This is a genomic window from Chlorobium sp., assembly GCF_021740465.1.
GTDB lineage: Bacteria > Bacteroidota > Chlorobiia > Chlorobiales > Chlorobiaceae > Chlorobium.
Window position 1 is genome coordinate 32,798 of record NZ_JAIOZR010000014.1, and the last position, 20,766, is coordinate 53,563.

At 53.2% G+C, this 20,766-nt stretch carries 21 protein-coding genes; 9 read left to right on the forward strand and 12 right to left on the reverse strand.

The features are described 5' to 3' along the window. Positions 1-544: 544 nt before the first annotated feature. The 8 genes from K9G39_RS07730 to K9G39_RS07765 all read right to left on the reverse strand — a co-directional run bounded on the left by K9G39_RS07730 (position 545) and on the right by K9G39_RS07765 (position 7,699). Positions 545-1,255 (reverse strand): hypothetical protein, encoded by a 711-nt coding sequence (locus tag K9G39_RS07730; RefSeq protein WP_292004345.1) that lies wholly within the window; start codon positions 1,253-1,255, stop codon positions 545-547. A gap of 202 nt (positions 1,256-1,457) precedes the next feature. Next, positions 1,458-2,321, reverse strand: a complete 864-nt coding sequence (locus K9G39_RS07735; protein WP_292004346.1) for a DUF4349 domain-containing protein — start codon at positions 2,319-2,321, stop codon at positions 1,458-1,460. 56 nt (positions 2,322-2,377) lie between these two features. After that, complete coding sequence (locus K9G39_RS07740; protein WP_292004347.1) at positions 2,378-3,064, reverse strand: DUF3307 domain-containing protein; 687 nt, start codon at positions 3,062-3,064, stop codon at positions 2,378-2,380. 161 nt (positions 3,065-3,225) lie between these two features. Next, a complete protein-coding gene (locus tag K9G39_RS07745; protein WP_292004348.1) occupies positions 3,226-3,915 on the reverse strand; it encodes a hypothetical protein in 690 nt (229 codons plus the stop codon). Between the two features lie 184 nt (positions 3,916-4,099). Further along, on the reverse strand, positions 4,100-4,528 hold the full coding sequence (locus K9G39_RS07750; RefSeq protein WP_292004349.1) for a peptidylprolyl isomerase: 429 nt from the start codon (positions 4,526-4,528) through the stop codon (positions 4,100-4,102). 137 nt (positions 4,529-4,665) lie between these two features. Continuing rightward, the gene (locus K9G39_RS07755) at positions 4,666-5,763 is read right to left on the reverse strand and encodes a mechanosensitive ion channel domain-containing protein (protein ID WP_292004350.1); all 1,098 of its coding nucleotides are present in this window, start codon (positions 5,761-5,763) and stop codon (positions 4,666-4,668) included. A 26-nt stretch (positions 5,764-5,789) separates the two neighbouring features. Continuing rightward, on the reverse strand, positions 5,790-6,983 hold the full coding sequence (locus tag K9G39_RS07760) for an FAD-dependent oxidoreductase (RefSeq protein WP_292004351.1): 1,194 nt from the start codon (positions 6,981-6,983) through the stop codon (positions 5,790-5,792). Between the two features lie 188 nt (positions 6,984-7,171). Further along, positions 7,172-7,699, reverse strand: coding sequence for a gamma carbonic anhydrase family protein (locus K9G39_RS07765; RefSeq protein WP_292004352.1), 528 nt, complete (start codon positions 7,697-7,699; stop codon positions 7,172-7,174). A gap of 258 nt (positions 7,700-7,957) precedes the next feature. On the opposite strand from K9G39_RS07765, the gene lptB reads away from it, so the two are divergent. From lptB to K9G39_RS07795, 6 genes are all read left to right on the forward strand, one after another. Beyond that, on the forward strand, positions 7,958-8,692 hold the full coding sequence (gene lptB, locus K9G39_RS07770) for an LPS export ABC transporter ATP-binding protein (RefSeq protein WP_292004353.1): 735 nt from the start codon (positions 7,958-7,960) through the stop codon (positions 8,690-8,692). A gap of 145 nt (positions 8,693-8,837) precedes the next feature. Further along, complete coding sequence (locus K9G39_RS07775) at positions 8,838-10,346, forward strand: B12-binding domain-containing radical SAM protein (RefSeq protein ID WP_292004354.1); 1,509 nt, start codon at positions 8,838-8,840, stop codon at positions 10,344-10,346. Between the two features lie 158 nt (positions 10,347-10,504). Next, positions 10,505-10,777 (forward strand): RNA-binding protein, encoded by a 273-nt coding sequence (locus tag K9G39_RS07780; protein ID WP_292004355.1) that lies wholly within the window; start codon positions 10,505-10,507, stop codon positions 10,775-10,777. Positions 10,778-10,984: 207 nt separating this feature from the next. Further along, positions 10,985-12,388: an HD domain-containing protein gene (locus K9G39_RS07785; RefSeq protein WP_292004356.1), complete on the forward strand. Its 1,404-nt coding sequence runs from the start codon at positions 10,985-10,987 to the stop codon at positions 12,386-12,388. A 127-nt stretch (positions 12,389-12,515) separates the two neighbouring features. Further along, positions 12,516-12,845 (forward strand): YtxH domain-containing protein, encoded by a 330-nt coding sequence (locus K9G39_RS07790; RefSeq protein WP_292004357.1) that lies wholly within the window; start codon positions 12,516-12,518, stop codon positions 12,843-12,845. Next, a complete protein-coding gene (locus K9G39_RS07795) occupies positions 12,838-13,641 on the forward strand; it encodes an alpha/beta fold hydrolase (protein ID WP_292004358.1) in 804 nt (267 codons plus the stop codon). The genes K9G39_RS07790 and K9G39_RS07795 overlap by 8 nt, the downstream gene beginning before the upstream one ends. Positions 13,642-13,663: 22 nt before the next feature. On the opposite strand, the gene aroA is transcribed toward K9G39_RS07795, so the two are convergent. The 4 genes from aroA to K9G39_RS07815 form a co-directional block, all read right to left on the reverse strand. Continuing rightward, the gene (gene aroA / locus K9G39_RS07800) at positions 13,664-14,968 is read right to left on the reverse strand and encodes a 3-phosphoshikimate 1-carboxyvinyltransferase (RefSeq protein WP_292004359.1); all 1,305 of its coding nucleotides are present in this window, start codon (positions 14,966-14,968) and stop codon (positions 13,664-13,666) included. A 100-nt stretch (positions 14,969-15,068) separates the two neighbouring features. Then, positions 15,069-15,266 (reverse strand): 30S ribosomal protein S21, encoded by a 198-nt coding sequence (rpsU, locus tag K9G39_RS07805; protein ID WP_292004360.1) that lies wholly within the window; start codon positions 15,264-15,266, stop codon positions 15,069-15,071. Between the two features lie 30 nt (positions 15,267-15,296). Beyond that, complete coding sequence (locus tag K9G39_RS07810; RefSeq protein ID WP_292004361.1) at positions 15,297-15,857, reverse strand: hypothetical protein; 561 nt, start codon at positions 15,855-15,857, stop codon at positions 15,297-15,299. Positions 15,858-16,226: 369 nt separating this feature from the next. Continuing rightward, positions 16,227-17,600, reverse strand: coding sequence for a pyridoxal-phosphate dependent enzyme (locus K9G39_RS07815; protein WP_292004362.1), 1,374 nt, complete (start codon positions 17,598-17,600; stop codon positions 16,227-16,229). 260 nt (positions 17,601-17,860) lie between these two features. Here K9G39_RS07815 and alr point away from each other — a divergent pair, with 260 nt between their 5' ends. The 3 genes from alr to K9G39_RS07830 are packed head-to-tail and all read left to right on the forward strand — an operon-like array spanning position 17,861 to position 20,420. Then, entirely contained in the window at positions 17,861-18,985 is a 1,125-nt protein-coding gene (gene alr, locus K9G39_RS07820) for an alanine racemase (RefSeq protein WP_292004363.1), read from the forward strand. A gap of 22 nt (positions 18,986-19,007) precedes the next feature. Beyond that, entirely contained in the window at positions 19,008-19,559 is a 552-nt protein-coding gene (locus K9G39_RS07825) for a helix-hairpin-helix domain-containing protein (protein ID WP_292004364.1), read from the forward strand. Beyond that, complete coding sequence (locus K9G39_RS07830; RefSeq protein ID WP_292004365.1) at positions 19,560-20,420, forward strand: hypothetical protein; 861 nt, start codon at positions 19,560-19,562, stop codon at positions 20,418-20,420. It begins immediately after the preceding gene. Positions 20,421-20,766 lie beyond the last annotated feature (346 nt).

Genomic DNA, 20,766 nt, shown 5'->3' on the forward strand with positions numbered 1-20,766 from the left:
GCATGCGAGCCGGAAGTTCTCAAAATACTCGTCATTACAGCTGTTTCATGCAATCTCCCTCACCGTCTCATAAACCTCCTCGCCGCTGGGAGACCATCCGGCGAAATGGCAAACTTCTGATTCTTGCACAAAAGTTTACGTAGTTGTGAGCGTCCCGTCATCTACGCGGCAAGCCCGATACCGTCCGTGCTGCCGGTTATACAGAGTGTCAGTTGTTTCATGAGGTGAAAATGCCAATTAATCTCTTCCGGTCGGACTGATCTGTCCGGTCAATTAAACCTTCACAACTCCCCGGCATGCAGGGCAACCTGTGCTGCCCCGGAACTGCTCGCCCTTGTATTTCCCGGTCCCGGTTGTCCGCAAGACCACGGGTTTGCCGTTTCCTACTGCCGTTCACGTTCCTTGCGATTGCGTGCCCGCTCGCTCAGGCGGACTGCAGCGATTTGTCGGGCGTCTGTTTATGGCTACAGCTTCGACCCGAAAAACGGCGCTGCGCCGCAGGCAGAGCGTCCAGCAACCGCAGGGCGCGAGGTAGAGCGAATGGTCAAGGCGCATGATTAGCGGATTGCGTTTTGTCTTTCACGCGAACATAACGGAAGACCATTGGAATATCGGGCATCTTCAAGATCAGTTCATCCCGACCGATCACTAATTGCGTCCCATCGAACCGCACGAAACCGTAGTTGCCGAGAGTTGCCAGGAACACAAAGTTGTTATGGTCTCGAAAATGCGGTTCAAACTCGAATGTCCGGTATGTTCTCAGCGCACCAAGCAACGATACGCTGATTTTTTGTATTGGTGCTGCCACTTCATTCACGTGCCTGTGATTTTCGTGAATTGCGTTCGAGCGCACAGATTTCCCATTTGAGTGCAGGACAACATCTGTAGAGAACAAAGCCATTCGCGAGTTGTCGCCTTCGAAAGAGACGATAACCCCGGGAACAGGAGCCCTGCCTGAACGAACCAACCTGATTTCCGGCTCTGCGCCGGATGCAGTTGAATGGAGAACGACGGACCCACCTTCAATTTCCCACTTGCCAACGTCGTATTCGTCAACACTTCCATACATGAGAAAAAACCTGTAGGTACCATCGTTGCCTAACCGAAATCCGGAAGCAGTTTCCATGACCCCCTGGAGCAGATACTCGCCGGCCACCCTGTCCCTCAGGCCGGTATCCCGTGCCTGGGCTGAACTTGCAATGATCGCAGACAACAGCACAAGACGAGAGAGAAAATATGTAGCTGATCTGATCATTTCGTTTATCTCCAGTCATTCGATCGAAGGATATTATTCAGCGTGCCCAAACGTTTCCATAACCGGCAGGCAAAAAGCGCAGCTTCTACTCTCCGGTTAGCGAAAGGGCTAACCGTAATTTCATAGCTTCTACCACTTGGGCAAACTGTGGCTTGTATAGAAATATGCGCTCAAAGGGCGACTCATCTGCCTAAAACATCCCTCACTTCCTCATGCCCCATAAAAACCTGACAACCCCGATAATCGCCGCGCCGGCAATGAGAAACGGCCAGAGGGAGATTGCTCCGAGCAGGAACGAGAGAAAGTTGTTCCAGCCTTCGCTGAAGGCCACGCCGAAACGGGAGGTGAAACCCTGCATTTCGGGCTTGAGCTGGTAGAAGGTGAGGGTGAGGGTACTGAGGCCGATACGGTTCCGGAGGTATTTGAGGCGGCCTTCGAGCGATTCTATTTCAGCGCGTACCTCTGAGATGTATTTCTCGGTTTCAAGCACGTCGCGCACCGAAGCGGCTTTTGCAAGCAGGGCGATATAGCGTTCCTCGGTGGCTTTCTTGACCCTGAGCCGCTGGGAGACGTCGATGAACTCCTCGGTCACGTCGGTAGCGGTTATCGACTTGCTGTCGAACCGCGTCACGCCTTTTTCGAGGTCGCCGAGAAAGGCGTCGAACCTGTCGGCGGGAATGCGGAGCGTCATGCGCTGCTCAATGCGGTCCGAGCCCTTGTTCTGCTCGTCATTGGAAACGTATGCCTTGTGACGCCGGACAAGGCTCTCTATCCATGTTTTCGTTTTTTTGAGATCGGAGGTTTCGAAGACGGCCTGCCCTTCGCGAATGATCTGCTGGGCGACCTGCGGGATAGCGGCCGGTTGCGTCGATCCGGCGCTGCCTTCTTCGACTGCGACCTCGGGGGAGGGTGCCGCAGGCGCCTCAGCTGCGACCCTGCTCTCCACTGCCGATCCGGCTGCCGGCATGTCGGACGGCGCAGCCTCGTACTGCTTGCCCTCTGTGCTGCAGGCCGTCATGACAAGCAGGAGAAGCAGGCTGAAAAGATATCTGAATGGTGTTTTCATATCGGAGAAGAGGCAATTATTTGGTTATCGGAAGTATTTCCGGTTCACGGGCATATTCAGAGCCCCATCGCATACTGAGTGAGCGACGAAAGGGCGATGGCAATCGAGAAGCTCAGCAATGTACCGATGATAATGTATTCGGCCTGTTTCTGTTTTTTGGCTTCTTCGAAACGCAGAATCGATTTTGCCGCGACGAGAAATCCGATGCCCTCGGGTTGTCCGATCATCGAGAGCAGGAAAATCAAGGCGCGTTCCAGGTAACCGATATACTTGCCGCCGCCGGGCAGCCCGTCGAAATCCAGATTATTGTTGCGAAGAAGGTCGCCACAAAAATAGGCTACAGGAAAGCCGCCGCCTCTGACGACGGCAAAAAAACCGGCGACTTCGACGATATGCCGGTATCCGATTCCCGTAAATTCCGGAATAATACTGTTCTGAACCAGTAACCAGGCGAGGATCAGGAGGCTCATGAGATGCAGTGCCTGATCGATGAGAAACATGTTCAGCCCCTCCCGCAAATACCGCTGTTTGAACAGGTCGATCGCACCGTGGGCGAGCATGACGAAGAGAGGTACCTGCCAGCAGCCTGGAGACTGCAGCAGCAGCCAGGCAAGCAGCCCGTGAATTGCCGCATGCAGCAGCATGGGAAGCGGCTGCCGTTTGTTCCTTGCCATACGATCGGGCTGAAAAACAAAATCCCCAAGTATATGAGCGGATATGAGTATGACGGCGATCTTTTCCATGTGACTGATGGGCATTTTTAAAGCTATACTCGCGCTTCTTTTTGGAGCTTGATTCTTTGATCGCTCATCACACTTTTTTTTGAGATGCCCTTCGTTGTTCATCCGACAGGAGAAGGCATGAAATGCAAATCCGTAAGCTTTCTTTTGCTATTTGCAAACCATCAGGCTTGCAGATATCCGGCAATCTTCTCTTCCAACCGCGCCAGCACGTCGTGCACCGTGCTCCAATGCGCTCTCGACAACGAATCGCCTATTGCCTGCCGCGAAGGAACAGCGTCCTGTTTTGCAAGCAGATAATCAGCGGTTTCAACCTGCGTTTTCCCGAGAAGCGCTGCCGATACCGCACCGGATTCGACTGGAGTCCAGTCGGTAACCACGCAGTCGAGAAGCGGTACGACACCGAGCGAAACGTCATGCCAGCCGTCCGGCTCCCCAAATGATCCATCGAAAGCGAAATGTGCGTTTTTCATACCGTCCAGACCCCTGCCTGAAAGGGTAAATGCGAGACCTCGCGAATCGGATATCCGGTTTTCCGCCACGAAATCGACGGAACCGATGCCGATTGAGATGCGGGTATCGAACTTGATGCCGGCACTGGACTTCATTTTGAGTATGCAACGAAGAAAAAGGGCGGACCTGAAAGCAAAAACAGGATTATTCAGCAGGAGTTGCCAGCTGTCGTGCCGGAAGGTATCCATTTCTTTGTGGATTGCTCCGGGATAAACCGCATTGAATGCAGCGGCAGCGGATTTCAGCTCGTCCATGGCCTCCCGGCTCTGATCGCTTGTCAGTCGCGACGACTTGACCAGATCGCCGGTCAGAACGGCATGGATATTTCCGGTAACGATCATGGCTGCTTGGGAAACTGAATACAACATTTAAACTCTTTTGCTTCAAGATACGCAAAAGAGACGATGCTCAAACGCATTCCGGCTGCTGGAGTATGAGGTGGGGCAGGATGGGGAGCTGAAAGTTGCACGGCCACTCTGTCTTCGCAATTGATCGTGAACAGGGTGGCCGGCGCTCAAAAAAAAATCAGACAATCTCGACAAGCTCTATCTCGAAGGTCAACTGCTGGCCCGCAAGCGGATGGTTGGCGTCGAGTGTAACCTCCGTCTCGGACAGATCGACAATCATCACGATCGCCTGCTGCCCGTCGGCAAGACCTACCTGAAGCTGCTGGCCGATCTCGAGCTCCATATCGGCAGGAAAGCGCTCGCGTGCGACCGGCGTTACAAGCTCCCCGCTATGCGGGCCGTAAGCGTCATCCGGCTCGATCACCGTTGTCCGTACCTGTCCGGGTTCCATGCCGAGCACGGCAATATCGAACCCCGGAATGACCTGCCCGCCGCCGATGGTGAACTGAAGCGGATCGCGGTTGGCCGACGTATCGAACATGGCGCCGTCGTCGAGCGTGCCGGTGTAATGGACTTTTACGGTATCTCCCTGTTTGGCTTGAGCCATATCTACTCTCCTTTTAAAACAATGATCGAAATTTTTCATACGGTGCCGAACCATCACCGGTAGCTATTGTAACAGCAATGCTCGCGACAGCTTCAAAGCTATGGAAAAAAGAACAAAAAACACACCGGGAAAAACCCTCAGGCAATTTCGTCGGCCCCCGCAGCAGCTGCTCCCGCACCGCTCTGGTCCATTTCCATGCGCACTTTCGGCAGGTCACCAGGGTAGTTCTTTCTGATGTACTCGATCAGCTGTTCACGCACAAGACATCGAAGCTCCCATATATCAGAGGAATTAGCCGCACTCATGAGCGCCCGAATTTCCACCGATTTGTCCGTTGTATTGGTAACGTGCATCTTCACCACGCGTCCATCCCAAAATGGTGACGCGGCCACAATACGCTCGAGTTCCCGGCGAATCTGATCGAGGGGAATGGCATAATCGGTGAAAATGAAAACCGTCCCGAGCAGTTCGGACGAAGTTCTTGTCCAGTTCTCGAAAGGTCGGTCGATAAACCAGGATATCGGAACAATCATACGACGCTGGTCCCAAAGCTGTACGACCACATAGGTGAGCGTAATCTCCTCGATCCGGCCCCACTCTTTTTCAACAACCACCACATCATCGATCCTTATCGGCTGGGTGATGGCAATCTGAATCCCGGCAATAAGGGTACCGAGGCTTTTCTGCGCGGCAAAACCGAGAATCACTCCGGCAATACCGGCAGAAGCGAGAATGCTCAGGCCCACCTGACGAACGGTATCGAAGCTCATCAGCACTCCCGAAACGGCAAACAGCACAATCAGGACATTGAGGATTTTGCGGGCAAGGCTCACATGCGTCGCGATTTTCCGGGATTCCTCGCTATGAGACGCGGTTGTCGGATAGTGCTGCAGCATGAACTGCTCGACGACCATGATAAGACGCATCAGCAGCCATGAGAATCCGATGATGGAAACAATAAGCAGGGCATGGCGAAGCAGCTCCTTGAGATCGGTCGGGATCGGAGAATAGTGCAGCAATGCTCCAAGGCCGATAAGAGCCGTAAAGAGCCTGAAGGGCCAGGCCATCAGTTCAAAAGGAACACCTCGCTCCTTTATCGACGCCCGGATTCGGGCAATGACCTTTTTGAAAACCGAGTTGGCCAGAAAATAAAAGAGCACGGAAAGCAGAACAATCAGCAAGGGCACCAGATAGGTGCCCTGCATGATGTCGCTGAATAATTCGGTTCTATTCATCGGTTCAGATTCTTACGCAGACAAGACTATCCTTTCAGACGTTCGTATTCGCTTTTTGAACGAATCACACAATCCTCAATAGCCATACCGCCAAAATAGTTGCCGCAGAGAAGCAGGTTCTTTTTGCCCTGAAGGAGGGTATTGGTTTTTTCAAGCCACTGGAAATGGGTCATACGGAGTGAGGGCACCGTATTGATTCTGCTAACACTATGCTCTATTTTCGACATGCTGACGCCAAGAACACTGGTAATGCGTTCCCTCTTGGTTTTTTCGTCAAGTCCCGGCATGAAGTGAAAGGCAAACCCGCGGAAGGTATCGTCGGGGACGGTATCGCGGGAGACCGCGGAAAAAAACACATCGCCAGGAGAGATCACGGCAGCCACAGGCTTGAGGTTTATATGCTCCTTTCTGGCAATCACCCCGACGGAATCAACCGTAGCTGCCTTAAGCTGGCCGAGATGATTGGCAATATCGGGATTGACATCCCTGAGCAGGTTCGAGGAGACCGCCGAAGGCATGGCCAGCGCAAGCGTCGAAGCGATGAATTCATCGCCGCCTGCGGTTCTGATGAAATACTTTCCGTTTTCAAGCCTCACGCCAAGAACCTCGGTACCGGTAAAAATATTGAGGCCCCTCTGCGCGGCAATAGCGAAGGCCACGCTTTGCAGTCCATCTTTAAAGGTATAGTTTTTAAGTACATCCTTTCGTTTTTCACGGCTCTTGAACATCATTTCTGCAGGAAAATCATCGGTCGGCTGCGAAGGCACAGCATTGAAAAAATGGCTGACGACATCTCGGTAGTTGCGTTCTCCCACGATTTTCGAATAATAGGACTTCACGCTCTGGCCGGTCTTCTTCAGCTTGAAGAGGTTCGGAGCCGACATGAGCAGTTCAGGAATGGCAAGCTGCGAAACGATGGACTTGATCTGGCCGTCGATCATGAGTGAAAACGGCACCTTCGCTCTCGGAATGATGGTACCCGTGACTCCGCATCCTTCAATGATATCGAGAAGATTCTGGTAGGAACTGTAACAGGTATGCGCACCAAGTTCAAGCCAGAAATTTTTTCCGGATGACGCGTATTTCGAAGAAGCGAACGAACCGCCGACCTCGCTGTTTTTTTCAAGCAGTGCGGTCTTCATCCCGGATTTGACGCAGTAATAGGCAAGACTTAAACCACTGATACCGCCGCCGACGACAACAACATCATGTTCCTTCATGGCAGAAAAAAATTCATAGGATAAAAAAAAACTGACGGGGCCGGGCTGGCTCCGTTACTGAGGCTGTTTCAGGACCAACTTCCTGAACAATTTAGCTAAAACTGAAACCGAAAAGAACTCTGCTGAAAAAATCGACCGCGTAACAGGGAATAAAGCAGAAACCGCATAACCTCCGAAGAGGAAAACGGTTATACCTGCTCTCCACCGTCGCGGTAGTTCTGTGCATAACGCACATAGTTTTCCGGCGACTCTTCTATATTCCTCCGCTCGGCATCGGTTATCGGACGAATCACCTTGGCCGGTACCCCGGCAACCAGCATGCCGGAAGGCACGATAAATCCCTGTTTCACCAGCGAACCCGCAGCAACAACAGAGTAGGGTTCAACCACACAATCGTCAAGCAGCACCGCACCCATTCCGATCAGCACATAATCCTTTACCGTGCATGCATGCAGCACCGCGCCATGGCCTATGGTTACGAAGTTGCCGATGACAAGCGGCCCGGTATCGTGTGTAACATGCAGGGTTACATTATCCTGCACGCTGCACTTTTCCCCGATGCGTATCGGGCAGACGTCACCCCGCACCACAGCGTTGAACCAGATACTCGACTGAGCACCGATATGCACATCGCCGATAACAAATGCACCGTCGGTCATGAACACCGACTCGTGAATCCGGGGCCAAACCCCCTTGTAAGGCATTACTTTCCCCATGCTGATTGACCTGATAAGGGCATCTCCAAAAAGGTATTACGTGCCGAAATCGCTGCGTTGACAGGTGCTCGAAATCCTCATGTACTACATGCACACTCCAGATTCTCCGCTCCGTCCGCTTTTCAATACTCGAGCTCCTTTATGGAGCCTGAATTCTTTGATCGCTCATTGCACTTTTTAGAGAGCCCATTAATTGTAAATTAGATATCATAGAAACAGTATAGCAAAATAGCGGTTAAGACATTCACATCGTAAGGCATGAAATCGACACTGGGCTGCAGCGGGCTTAAAAAAATCTACAACAAGCGCGAAGTTGTAAAAAGCTCGACGCTTGAAGTCAAACAGGGTGAAATCGTAGGGCTCCTGGGGCCCAACGGTGCAGGCAAAACCACCACCTTTTACATGATTGTTGGGCTTGTACGCCCTGACGGAGGAAAGGTAATGCTTGACGGAGCGGAAATCACCGGTCTGCCCATGTACAAGCGCGCCCGGCTCGGCATCGGCTATCTGCCGCAGGAAGCCTCGGTGTTCCGCAAGATGACCGTTGAAGAGAACATCCTCAGCGTGCTTGAATTCACATCCCTTTCAAAAGCCGAACAGCACGAGAAAACCGAAAAAATGCTCGAAGACCTCGGCATTGCCCATATCCGAAAAAGCATGGGCTACGCACTCTCCGGAGGAGAACGCCGCCGTACGGAAATCGCCAGGGCTCTGGCGCTCGACCCGAAATTCATTCTGCTCGATGAACCGTTTGCCGGAGTTGATCCTATTGCCGTTGAAGATATTCAGCAGATTGTGCAGGATCTCGTAAAACGCAACATCGGAGTGCTCATCACCGACCATAACGTCCACGAAACCCTCTCCATCACCAACCACGCCTACCTGCTTTTCGACGGAAGCATTTTCATGCAGGGCACCCCGCAGGAGATCGCCGACAGCCCCGAAGCCCGCAAGCACTACCTTGGCGAAAAGTTCACCCTCGAGCGATACTGAGCACCCGGGAACGGAAGCGCCGTCGTTAATCTCCTCCCAGGAATTAAAAGAACCTTTCTCTTGTTTTTAAAGCAACAGGCCGTTGCCGCTGGAAAGGCAGCGTTCGGATTTTCTGTTCTTAACCTGCCGGAGGGCGCATAACGCCATGAAACTTCTTCTTATCTACCCTGAATTTCCGGACACCTTCTGGAGCTTCAAGCATGCACTCAAATTCGTCAGGAAAAGCGCTTCGCTTCCGCCGCTCGGCCTTGTAACCGTAGCCGCCATGCTTCCCGAAAGCTGGGAGCAGCGGCTTGTCGACCTGAACGTCCGTTCACTGAAACAGGACGATCTCGACTGGGCCGATATGGTCTTTATCAGCGCCATGGGAGTTCAGCAGAAATCCGCCCGTGAAGTGATCGCCCTATGCAGGATTGCAGGAGTAACCGTGGTAGCCGGCGGCCCGCTCTTTACCACCGGACATGAACAGTTTGGCGAAGTCGATCACTTTGTGCTGAATGAAGCCGAACTGACCCTGCCGCTTTTTATCGAGGATCTGAAAAACGGGTGCGCGAAAAAGCTCTATACTACCGGAGAGTTCCCCGATATAACCCGGACGCCGGCGCCGAAATGGGAACTGCTCGATATGCAGAAATACGCCTCGATGGCCATACAGTTTTCACGCGGCTGCCCCTACCAATGCGATTTCTGCAATGTCACCACCCTTTTCGGCCATAAAATCCGCACCAAAACCAGCAGGCAGATCATAACCGAGCTTGAAAGACTCAGAAGCATGAACTGGCGTGACAGCGTCTTTTTTGTGGACGACAACTTCATCGCCCACAAATCGTACCTGAAAAAAGAGCTGCTTCCCGAACTGATAGCATGGAGAGAGTCGAACGGCGTCTCGACGAAGTTCTATACCGAATGCTCCATCAATCTGGCCGACGACACCGAACTGATGGATCTTATGGTTCGCGCTGGATTCAACCAGGTTTTTATCGGCATCGAAACCCCCGATGATAAAGCGCTGCAGGCATGCGGTAAACAGCACAACACGTCGCGAGACATGCTGGAGAACATCCGGCGAATCCAGAGCGCCGGTATAGAGGTTCAGGGCGGATTCATTGTCGGTTTCGACAGCGATACCCCGTCGATTTTCCAGAAACAGATCGAGTTCATCCAGAAAAGCGGAATCGTAACCGCCATGGTCGGCATCCTGCAGGCCCTGCCCGGCACTCGGCTCTACGAACGCATGCAAAGCGAAGGACGGCTGCTCGAAAACTCCAGCGGCGACAACGCCGACAGCAACACCAACATCATCCCGAGAATGGACGCCGAGATGCTGAAAAAAGGGTATCGGGAAATGATGAACCACCTCTACACCCCGAAATACTACTACAGGCGAATCCGTACACTACTGGAGGAATACAGGGTGCCGGCCGGCCAGATCGGAAGCAGGTTCAGAATGAGCCAGCTGATGGCTTTTGCCCGCTCAACGGTGTTGCTCGGCATCATCGGAAAAGAGCGGTTCCAATACTGGAAAATACTGATTTGGACATTCTTCAACCGCCAGCAGTCGCTGCCGCTTGCCGTAACGCTGGCCATTTACGGGCACCATTTCCGCAAGGTCTGCCGTCTGCACCTTAAAGATGCCCGGCGCGCTGCAGGATAACCTGTCCGGATTATTTTCCGTTTGTTTTATGAAAAAATAAAAGGTATAATAATTTGTTAGGCCAACAGTTGGTCTGAAAGCTTTCAAGTGATTTGTGCTTTTGGTTATTTGACAGCCTTTCTCTTTTTGATCAAAGCACGAATTACTATGCTACAAGTATGAACATTTACATTGGCAATCTTGATTACGGCGTAACCGAAGCCGATCTTCGTGACACTTTCGGCGAATTCGGAGAAGTATCAAGCTCCAGCGTCATCACCGACAAGTTCACCGGCCGTTCCAAGGGATTCGGTTTCGTTGAAATGCCGAACAATGCAGAGGCATTGCAGGCGATTTCTTCCCTGAACGACAGCGATTTAAACGGCAGAACCATCAAGGTCAACGAGGCAAAACCTCGTGAAGAGCGCCCGATGTCCCGCCCAAGGTACTAAGCCTTACCGTTTACAGTATCCGCGAAAACTGCCGTTGCAAAACGGCAGTTTTTTTTTGCCCGTCTGTTTGCCTCAACCTGCGCCATACCTGTCAACGATTCCCTCTACCCATCTGTTTGTCCAGCGTGATTTGTTGCGTATCTTGAATCCCTAAGCACCGTAACGGTGCGACCGGAGATTGACAGGGAGTCCCAAAAAAAGATTTTCATGATCGCCGAACAATTCCTTTTCCGTGCTGAAGGCGGATTTATCAGACTCCCCGTATGGGGCCACATCCCTTTAAGCGACCCGCTGAAACATATTCTTGCCCATCCTTCGTTCATGCGCCTGAAAGGTATCCGCCAGCTCTCTTTCTCACAACAGGTCTATCCTGGCGCGACGCATACCCGTTTTGAGCACTCGATCGGAGTATACCACCTGATGAAACTGATTCTGCAGCGGATGGTGAGCAGCCCGCTTGCCCTCAGCCTGCAGAAAAACAGCTTCCGTTTCGACGACGGGAGCTGCCGCATGCTGCTCGCAGCGTGCCTCCTGCACGACATCGGCCACTACCCGCATGCCCATGTAATCGAGGAACAGATCCCCTGTGGCAGTTCGGGTCCGGCGTTCTCGCATCATGAAGAGCTTTGCGGACGCTTCATCAATCAGGAACAGCCGGGATTTCCCGCAATTGCCGAAATTCTCCACGAAGAGTGGCGGGTGGAACCGGACGAGGTGATCGCCCTGATCAGAGGCAGTTCGAAAAGCGGTTTCGGAAAGCTGATCAGCGGCACGCTCGATCCCGACAAGATGGATTACCTTATGCGCGATGCGCACCACTGCAACATTCCGTACGGAAGCATCGACATCGAACGGCTGATAGAATCATTTGTGCCCGATCCGGAACGGGAGCGTTTTGCCATAACCGAAAAAGGCATTGCACCGCTTGAAAGCCTGCTCTTTGCCAAGTATATGATGATGCGCAATGTCTACTGGCACCATACCGGCAGATCGCTTTCCGCCATGCTCCGGCGTTTGCTGCAGGCGCTGATCGACGAAGAGCTGATGGTGGGCCGTGAACTGCAGGATCTCTTTTACGACAATGCCGATGATCGGGTGCTGTTCGAACTGAAAGCCATGGTTCCGAAGCATGCCGTGGCGCAAAACCTGCTGCTTGAAGACATTCTGCACAGGAGGGTCTACAAGCGAGCCCTGACCATTCCGCCCTATACGGAAAACGGAACGGACACCCGCTGGTTTGCCTATGCCACGGACAGTTCGCTCTGCCGAAAAAAAGAACGGGAGATCTGCCGTTTTCTCTCCAGCCGTTACCATATGAACCTCAGCGGCCTGGAAGTGCTGATAGATCCGCCTTCGGGCAAGGATATTTTCGACTACAACGACCTGAGGGAACTACGGGTTTATCCTACCCGCCCGGAGCATTTACACTACGGTCTGCAGCTCTCTTCGGAGTACTGCCGTTTCGACGATTTCGGAGAATCGGTCTTCCGTTCGGATTTTATTCTCTCGTTCGAGCGTTACACTAAAAAATTCAGGTTGCTCTGTCGTGAGAATCTTGCCGAAAAAATTTCGGACTCGATGAAGCAGGTGATGGAGATTCTCCGATCATGAAATCCTGAAATTTATGTATCTATCAGTAACACAAACGATCACTACTCAACCTAATCAAGGACACCTCTATAAAATGTGATGACCGATTTCTAAAGTTATTGAGGTACCTTCAAATCCGGACATAATCATGGAACAACAGCAGCAGGACAAATTCTACAAGGGGCTTTTCTTCGGAGCGGCGCTCGGAGCGGCGGCCGGCACCGTCATGGGACTGCTCTTTGCCCCGCACAAGGGCACCGAAACCCAGCAGATCATTTCCGGAAAGGTCAAGCACGCGATCGACAAGGCCTCCGATTACTATGAAAGCACCGAGCACGACAGCACCTACAGCAACGAGGCGAAAAAGCGATCTCAGGAGATCATCGACACGGCCCGCGATGAAGCGAAAAAAATCCTCAACGAAGCAAACAACATAATCCGGGAGATCAAGGGACATGTCAAACCGGATAATGTCTGAACGGATGCTGACCAGCCGTACCACCAAAGATATATCCTCACACCGTGCCGATCACACCGTATTGCTGCTGCATGCATTCCCGCTTTCAGCCGCAATGTGGGATGAACAGCTCAGGGCACTTGAAGATGCCGGAATTGCCGCCATAGCGCCGAACGCCTACGGCATCGAAGGATCGCCGGAAAAAACGGACTGGACATTCGAGGAATATGCCAGCGACATTGCAGCCATGCTTGATGGAACCGGATGCGAAAAGGCCACTGTTGCAGGGCTCTCGATGGGAGGATACCAGGCGTTTGCCTTTTACCGGCTCTACCCCGAACGTACCGCTTCGCTGGTGCTGTGCGATACCCGTGCGGAAGCCGATGCTCCCGAAGCTGTACGGCAGCGGCAGGAGTTCATTGAAGCCGTGGAAACCGGGGGACCCGGAGAAGCGGTCAGGCGTATGATGCCGAATTATTTCGCTCCGGCAACATACACGTCCGACCCCTCGCTCGTCGACCGGGCGGAAGCCATGATAACCCGTCAATCCCGCGCCGCCATCACCTCGGCCATGAAAGCCATCATGAACCGTGCGGATGCCACCGCGCTGCTCCCTGATATCGCCTGCCCGGTTCTGGTGCTGAACGGCAGCGAAGACCGGCTCACCACTCCCGAAACCGCCCGAGCCATTGCCTCCGGCATTCCCGGAGCCCGCCTGGAGCTGGTTGAGAATGCCGGCCATCTGTCGAACATGGAGCGACCGGAAGCGTTCAATCGCGCCCTGATCGACCATATCGGCCGGCTCGAAACGCACTGAGCCGGCCGATGCCCCAAGCCCTTCAGAGGGTGAGGCTGTCGATAATATCAAAAAAATTGGGAAAGGAAACCCCCACAACATCGGTCTGGGATAGCTCTATGGCCTCACCGGTAGCGCGAGCTGCAACGGCGAAGCTCATGGCGATCCGGTGATCGTCGAAACATTCGACGGCTACCGTCCCGGAAGGTCTGGTCCGACGGCCTATCACCCTGAACCCGTCGGGGTACTGCTCGCAATCGAAACCGAGACGCTCGAGGTTCACCACAATGGCGTTGATGCGGTCGCTCTCCTTGGTTCGAAGCTCCTCGGCATTATGCAGCTCGAACTCCCCGGAGGCAAAAGCCGACAGTACCGACAGCATCGGCAGTTCATCGATTACGCCGGCAACAACCGTCCGGTTGCTAATGACGAGCGGGTTCAGGCCGACAGTGCTGCGCACCAGAATGTCGCCGATGCATTCACCGCCTATGACCCGGCTGTTTTCGATGGTGATGTCCGCACCGGCACCCCTGAGCACCGGAATGAACTCCACACGCGTCGGGTTGAGACAGACATCCCGGATGATGATTTCCGAACCGACTCCGAGAAGGGCAAGCGCAACGAGAAAACAGGCCGCCGAAGGATCGGAGGGAACATGGAACGGGCGGGCCGGAATGGTTTTTCGTCCCTGGATGATGATCGTGCGCTGACCGTCCGGAGTGTCGAGGGTTTCAAGACCGAGCATAAGCTCGGTATGGTCGCGGGAGCGTACCGGTTCCTGAATTCTCGACTCGCCATCGGCGTGCAGGGCGGCAAAAGCAACAAGCGATTTCACCTGGGCCGAAGGAACCGGAAGCCGGTAATCGATCGGAGAAAGATCTTTATCGCCCTTTATGCGTACGGGTGCCGTTCCTGCCTGGGAAAGCTCGATCATAGCGCCCATCATGCGCAGGGGATCGGCAATCCGCTTCATGGGACGCTTCATGAGCGAACTGTCGCCCACAAGCTCACTCTCGAAAGGCTGGGCGGCCAGAATGCCGGCAAACATCCGCATGGTGCTGCCGGAGTTGTTGCACATCAGCGGCTTTTGCGGCGCGATAAAGCTCCAGAGCCCGCGCGAAGTCACAATCACCTTTCTGACAGGGCGTCCGTAAGCGCCCGCAACCTCTTCCTGGATAATCCCGATACCGGCATCCCGCAACACTCCGAGCGTCGACTGATTGTCGAACCCCGCCGAAAAGTTGGTAATTTCCGTAACCCCCTCCGCAAGAGAACCTATCAGCGCAGCACGGTGGGAGATCGACTTGTCGGGAGGCAGCGCCGTTACTTCACCTTTAAAAACACCCATGTATTTCTCTGTTTTTTTTCTTTTCCGAAAGGTGCCATAAAAAAAAGCAACTCCCTTCCGAAAGGAGCTGCTTTTTAACATCATGATTCAAACCTGATTATCAGGAATTGCACTCTTCATTCGCTCTCTGCGCCCTGCGCTTGCATCTCGAACGTTTCAGACGGCTATCCACTGACGGTTTGACAAAGTATGCTCTTTTTCGAAACTCCTTCAACACACCGGCACGCTCGTATTTTTTCTTGAAGCGCTTCAGCATCTTGTCGATGGATTCGTTATCATTAATCTGCACACTAACCAAAAGTATTCACCCCCTTTGTAAAAATAAAGATCAACGTCTTAATTTCAGTTTGATAAGATCGGTCAGGCTTTCGGAACTCTTTTCCTTGCCGGAATTGACCTGAACGTTTTCAAGCAGCTGTTTTCTGCCGCTTTTACAAAATTCCACAATAATAACATAAGCGCCGCTTCCGGTAGCCTGTTTTTCGCGAACCACCCCTACCTCATCGAGAGCCTGATGATAAAGCGCATCTCCCTTGGCATAGATGCCGTGCGGAGAGTACACCTGGCAGTCACACGGCTTCAGCTCTTCAGGACTCAGCTCCCTGTCGATCTGGATCTGCCACTCCTTGAGCAGGTGCACCTGGTTGCACACCGAACAACGGATCCAGTACTGGTTTTCCGCTGACGGCGGCTGATCTTCATGCTGGCCTTTGGCTTCTCTGGATTTTTTCGGGGGCTTTGCATCAAGCAGGTCGTCAACCCTGGGCTTGTCACTGGGAATCCATTCGCCGACAAAGACTTTTTTGGTAACCTGGCCACAACCTTCACAGAAGCCGGGCTTGATCTTGCCCTCCAAAATAAACTGTCTTTTTCTCGACTCTACCTTCATATGACTTTGCTGGTTGATAATGCGCCCGATAACCTTGCACCCGACTCTGCGGTAACATAAGAGCACATCCGTCTTGCGAAGCAGACCTTTTTCAATACCCGAGGACCGGCGGATACAGCAAAGAGAATCCGGAAACTTCAGGACTGCTTAAATAAGGAAAACTCCAAAAAAAAACAACCGGATAATTTTCCTGATGCCGCAGAACGCCCTGAAAACGGCCCCGAAACTGTTTTTTTTCGCTCCGGAGAAACTTCATGAAAACCGTTGCTCCAGCTCCGGAAAGGGAATGATATGCCGCGGACACCACAAAACCTATTACTTTCTTCAGGAACCCCTTTTTCACCGGGAGCCTGAAAAAAAAGATAACGGCTACTTATGCGTCAGTGCATCGATAAGATCTGATTTCGTAAGCAGCTGCAGCCTGCCGTCAGAAAGGCTGATCAGCACGCCTGATGCGCTTTGCTGCAGCTTGCCCGAAAGCTCCGAGATGGTCGCATCGGGCCGGCATACCGGAAAAGGCTGCTCCATGAAGCCCACCACTTTCGAGTTCATGGCCTCATCGTTTTCGATAAGAATCGAAAGAATCTTGTTTTCGCTGATACTGCCAATAGGCGTGCCATAGGAAACAATCGGCAGCTGCGACACATCGTTCTGCTTCATCATTTCGAAAACTTCGGCAAGCGTGGTTTCCGGACTGGCAAAAATGAGGTCCATGCGCGCCTTGAGCTGCAGAATATCTTCGGCGGTAATCTGCTCGAGCGCGTTTTTGGTTTTACGATAGAAGCCCTTCTGCTTCATCCATACATCGCTGAACATCTTGCTGAGATAGTAACCTCCGAAATCGTTCAGCACGGCCACAACACAATCCTCGTCACCATATGCTGCAGCCCTCTGCAATGCCGCCGCCATAACCGCGCCGGACGCCCCTCCGGCAAAAATCGCTTCCGCACGCAGCAGTTCGCGGCCGCAATTGAACGCATCATTGTCGCCAACCTGAACGATATCGTCGATAACCGAAGGATCCCAGAACCCTGAAGCCTTCATCGCACCTATCTCCTCCAGCTCCCAGGCTGCCGGCCTCGATGCCTCCCCGCTCCTGAAAAGACTCTGGTAAACCGAACCTTCAGGTTCTACGCCGATAATCTTCACCGAAGGTTTTTCGGTTTTGAGAAAATGACCGATTCCGGAAATCATAGCCCCGGAAATCATGGGCACGAACACATGCGTTACCCGGCCATCCGTCTGACGCAGTATCTCCCGTCCGGTATAGCCGGCATGCACATCCCGGCTTACCGGATTCTCGTACATATCGGCAAAAAAAGCATTGGGTATGTTCCTGACCAGGCTTTCGGCCACCTTCATGCAGCTTCGCGGTTCCCCGGGCAAGGCATCCGAAGGGGTGATCACCATTTCGGCTCCAAGCGCACGGAGCACATCCTGCTTTTCACGGGATATCTTGTCGGGAGCCGCCAGAAGCAGTTTATACCCCCGGCTCACACCAGCCATCGCAAGCGCTATGCCGCTGTTGCCGTAAGTCCAGTCCACGAGGGTCATGCCGGGATGAATGAGTCTGCGCTCCTCGGCATCGCGAATGACCGCCGAAGCCGCCCGGTAATAGTGCGAACAGGCCGGGTTCATATACTCAAGCTTTGCCGTGACTTTCGGTTTGATATGGCGTGCCATCTGCCTGACGGTCACAAGAGGAGTCTCTGCTGAAATCCCGAAAATATCGTGGTTCGACATGATGATTGATGATGATAGGTTGCATGCTGCGCATCGCGCAACGTCGTTTCCGTATAAGATATACATTAATTGACGAATCCCCGATATGCCGAAAAGAGCTCTATATCATGACGTCAACCGGCAATGTCGGCCATTCCCGGGAAGTTCGCGGCGGCACCTCCAGAGACTCAAACAATGTGTCAAACTTCCGGTTTGACAATCAGGGGCAAAAAATGTTTTATTACTGAACGTTTTATAACCGGAAAAAGACCGAACAGCCCATGACCGATTCAGCGCCCCTGCCCATGGCGGAAGCCCGCATCGCACTGTCGCACCTCGACGGGAACATCCGCGCTATCAGGCAATGGACGGGTGAGCATGTTCGTATCATGGGTGTCGTAAAGGCAAACGCCTACGGGCACGGTGTGCACCGCGTTGCAGGAACGCTTGAAAATGGAGGGGTCAGCGACTTCGGCGTTGCGAACATTCAGGAAGCCATTGCGCTGCGGACAGGGAAAACCCTGAAAAAGCCGGCCTCCATTCTTGCATTCTCCTCTCCTCTGTTGCCGCAGATCGACGCCTATCTGCAGCACGATATCGAAATGACCATCTGCAGTTTCGACATTCTTCGGGCTGCCGAAGAAAAAGCCGTCGCCTGCGGCAGAAAACTCACCCTGCAGGTAAAGGTCGATACCGGCATGGGGCGCCTCGGCCTCCACCCTTCGGAAACCATGGAACTGCTCCGGACGATCGACCGTTCGCCGCACCTCACCCTCAAAGGCATCTATACCCATTTCGCCGAAGGATCGAAACCCGACGGCTATACCGCATTCCAGCTCGAACGGTTCCGGGAGCTCGTCATGCAATACCAGTCTGAAAGCGGCCGAACCGTATGCAAGCATGCTGCAAGCAGCGGCCCAATTCTCTGCCGCAAAGACGCATGGCTTGACATGGTGCGTCCCGGTATTCTGCTCTACGGCTATCTCCCGGACCCCGGAATGCCCTCACCGGTCAGTGTAAGGCCGGTCATGCAGGTCGAAGCGAAAGTAGTGTTCATCAAATCCGTCACGCCAGGCACCACGGTCAGTTACAACCGAACCTGGGTGGCACCCGGACCCCGCAGGATCGCTACCATTGCCGCCGGATACGCCGATGGTTACCCGAGAGCACTCTCAAATCGCGGAACGGTGGTCATCAACGGGAAATCCTTCCCGCAGGTCGGCACGGTTACCATGGACCAGATCATGATAGATCTCGGTACGGACCATGATGTAAAAACCGGCGATAACGCTATATTATTCGGATGGGAAGGCCCTTCGGCCGACGACATTGCAGGCAGTACCGGAAGTATCAGTTACGAGGTGCTCTGCTCGGTATCGAGCAGGGTAAAGCGTCTTTTTATCTGAAAGAAAAAGCCGTTCCTGCGCCATGAACCCTCTTGAGAGGCTTGCTGTCAGGTTAAGCCTGACCAGAGCCGAAATATCTGTTATCTCCCTTCTGGTGGTATTTCTCGTACTTGGCGGTGCTGTAAGGAATTTCCGGTCTGTACGCGATGCCGATACGCTTTTGCAGCAAAGGGAAAATGAACGGTTTTCCGAAAGAGAAACCGATAGTCTGATTGCGGCTGCATCGGTACTTGCCGGCGGCACCGCTGCGGCAGAAACAGGCGGTGAAACCGAAGCGCTGACCCTTTCGGGCGAACAGCTCTACCCCGAAGATTTCGAAGAAGAAAAGCCCCATGAAAAAAAAACGGCAAGACGTTCGGGAAAAAAAGTATTTAACGGAACCCTTGCATTCAACAAGGCAACAGAAAAACAGCTGCAGCAGATTCCTGGCGTTGGCCCGGTCATGGCACGGCGGCTTGTCGCCTTCAGGGCATCGAAAGGAGGCCGGGTTAGCCGGCACGAAGAGCTGCTTGACGTGAAGGGCATCGGCAAGAAAAAACTGGAAATCCTGAAAAAGCACCTTACACTCGAGTAAATGAGTAAAAGTCAGTTGGCCTGTGCAATCGGCAGCACCGAAAGCGCTTTTGTCCGGATAAAAACATCCGGTTCCGACGGATACATTATCACTGCATGCAAAACCATTCCAGTCGGCACCAACGATCTTGAAGGAAAGAAAACGGCACGCGGCCTGAAAAAACTGCTTTCTCTCACCGAAGAGTGGAAAGACGAGGCTCTGGCGCTATGCTTCTGCCCCGAGGCCTATTTTCCCCTCAACGCCTACTTTCCCTCCAATGCTGCCCGGAAAGCCTGCGAGGAACAGTGCCGTATCGAAGCAGCGCACTTTCTGAACCGACCCGAAGAGTACCTTCACGACCATACCGCATACTCCGGTTGCAGGAACGGAGAGAAGCTTGAAAAACACCTGGTTCTGTTCTATCGAGCCGAACCATTCACAACCCTCTCCGCAAAATTCGCTGAACGCCACACGATATCATTCTGTGGCTCGCCCCTCCTGCCATCCGTTCACCGCTCACGTTGCTTCGAAGGAGCGACCACCCTTCTGGACCTTGAAAAAAGCCATGTTGTGCTTACCGTTATGGAAAACGGCCAGCTCGAATATTTCAACTTCCATCGCGTAAAAAACCGGAAAGAGGCCGAGTATTTCGCCATACATGAACTACAGAGCAACCCCCTTTGCCGCAACGGTGACGTTCAGGCAACCGGGCCGCTGGCCGACAGAGCCATGACATCACTGCTTGAAAAGGAAACCCTCTGCAATCTTGTTCCCCCCGCAATTCCAAAAAAAGTGGAATTCGCCGAAAAAGAGAGTTCCGCCTGCCGATCTTCTACCGCATCGAAAGCCATCATTACCGCACTGATGGCTTTCGAAAACTGAAGAAAAAAACGCCCCGGCTCTACCGATATACCGTCCCTACGGCTCCCAGGGTTTCACCCTGCGCTACCTATATATCGCCCCTACGGGGCTGGGGAAAAACCACAAAACCCCCTAACTTGGGGGGGCATACACCCTGCGCTACCGATATGCCGCCCCTACGGGGCTGGGACACCGGCACACCATCTTCATCTTCTCTTCAAACCCCGTTAGGGGTGCCATATCGGTAGACACAACCCGCCACCCCCCACCTCTTCAAGCTCCGGAGGAGCGCCATAACGGTAACGCCGGGTGTCAACCCGGCGACACATGCGCAAAACCCATATTTATTTTGATGTTCCGGCTCTAC

Excerpts from the sequence above, each read along its gene's own strand:
- K9G39_RS07755 (WP_292004350.1), bottom strand. The coding sequence starts at position 5,763 with ATGAATAGAACCGAATTATTCAGCGACATCATGCAGGGCACCTATCTG.
- K9G39_RS07745 (WP_292004348.1), bottom strand. The coding sequence starts at position 3,915 with ATGATCGTTACCGGAAATATCCATGCCGTTCTGACCGGCGATCTGGTC.
- K9G39_RS07825 (WP_292004364.1), top strand. The coding sequence starts at position 19,008 with ATGAACCCTCTTGAGAGGCTTGCTGTCAGGTTAAGCCTGACCAGAGCC.
- aroA (WP_292004359.1), bottom strand. The coding sequence starts at position 14,968 with ATGGGTGTTTTTAAAGGTGAAGTAACGGCGCTGCCTCCCGACAAGTCG.
- K9G39_RS07795 (WP_292004358.1), top strand. The coding sequence starts at position 12,838 with ATGTCTGAACGGATGCTGACCAGCCGTACCACCAAAGATATATCCTCA.
- alr (WP_292004363.1), top strand. The coding sequence starts at position 17,861 with ATGACCGATTCAGCGCCCCTGCCCATGGCGGAAGCCCGCATCGCACTG.
- K9G39_RS07790 (WP_292004357.1), top strand. The coding sequence starts at position 12,516 with ATGGAACAACAGCAGCAGGACAAATTCTACAAGGGGCTTTTCTTCGGA.
- K9G39_RS07750 (WP_292004349.1), bottom strand. The coding sequence starts at position 4,528 with ATGGCTCAAGCCAAACAGGGAGATACCGTAAAAGTCCATTACACCGGC.
- K9G39_RS07735 (WP_292004346.1), bottom strand. The coding sequence starts at position 2,321 with ATGAAAACACCATTCAGATATCTTTTCAGCCTGCTTCTCCTGCTTGTC.
- K9G39_RS07775 (WP_292004354.1), top strand. The coding sequence starts at position 8,838 with ATGAAACTTCTTCTTATCTACCCTGAATTTCCGGACACCTTCTGGAGC.
- K9G39_RS07765 (WP_292004352.1), bottom strand. The coding sequence starts at position 7,699 with ATGGGGAAAGTAATGCCTTACAAGGGGGTTTGGCCCCGGATTCACGAG.
- lptB (WP_292004353.1), top strand. The coding sequence starts at position 7,958 with ATGAAATCGACACTGGGCTGCAGCGGGCTTAAAAAAATCTACAACAAG.
- K9G39_RS07810 (WP_292004361.1), bottom strand. The coding sequence starts at position 15,857 with ATGAAGGTAGAGTCGAGAAAAAGACAGTTTATTTTGGAGGGCAAGATC.
- K9G39_RS07815 (WP_292004362.1), bottom strand. The coding sequence starts at position 17,600 with ATGTCGAACCACGATATTTTCGGGATTTCAGCAGAGACTCCTCTTGTG.
- K9G39_RS07830 (WP_292004365.1), top strand. The coding sequence starts at position 19,560 with ATGAGTAAAAGTCAGTTGGCCTGTGCAATCGGCAGCACCGAAAGCGCT.
- K9G39_RS07780 (WP_292004355.1), top strand. The coding sequence starts at position 10,505 with ATGAACATTTACATTGGCAATCTTGATTACGGCGTAACCGAAGCCGAT.
- K9G39_RS07760 (WP_292004351.1), bottom strand. The coding sequence starts at position 6,983 with ATGAAGGAACATGATGTTGTTGTCGTCGGCGGCGGTATCAGTGGTTTA.
- K9G39_RS07785 (WP_292004356.1), top strand. The coding sequence starts at position 10,985 with ATGATCGCCGAACAATTCCTTTTCCGTGCTGAAGGCGGATTTATCAGA.
- K9G39_RS07730 (WP_292004345.1), bottom strand. The coding sequence starts at position 1,255 with ATGATCAGATCAGCTACATATTTTCTCTCTCGTCTTGTGCTGTTGTCT.
- K9G39_RS07740 (WP_292004347.1), bottom strand. The coding sequence starts at position 3,064 with ATGGAAAAGATCGCCGTCATACTCATATCCGCTCATATACTTGGGGAT.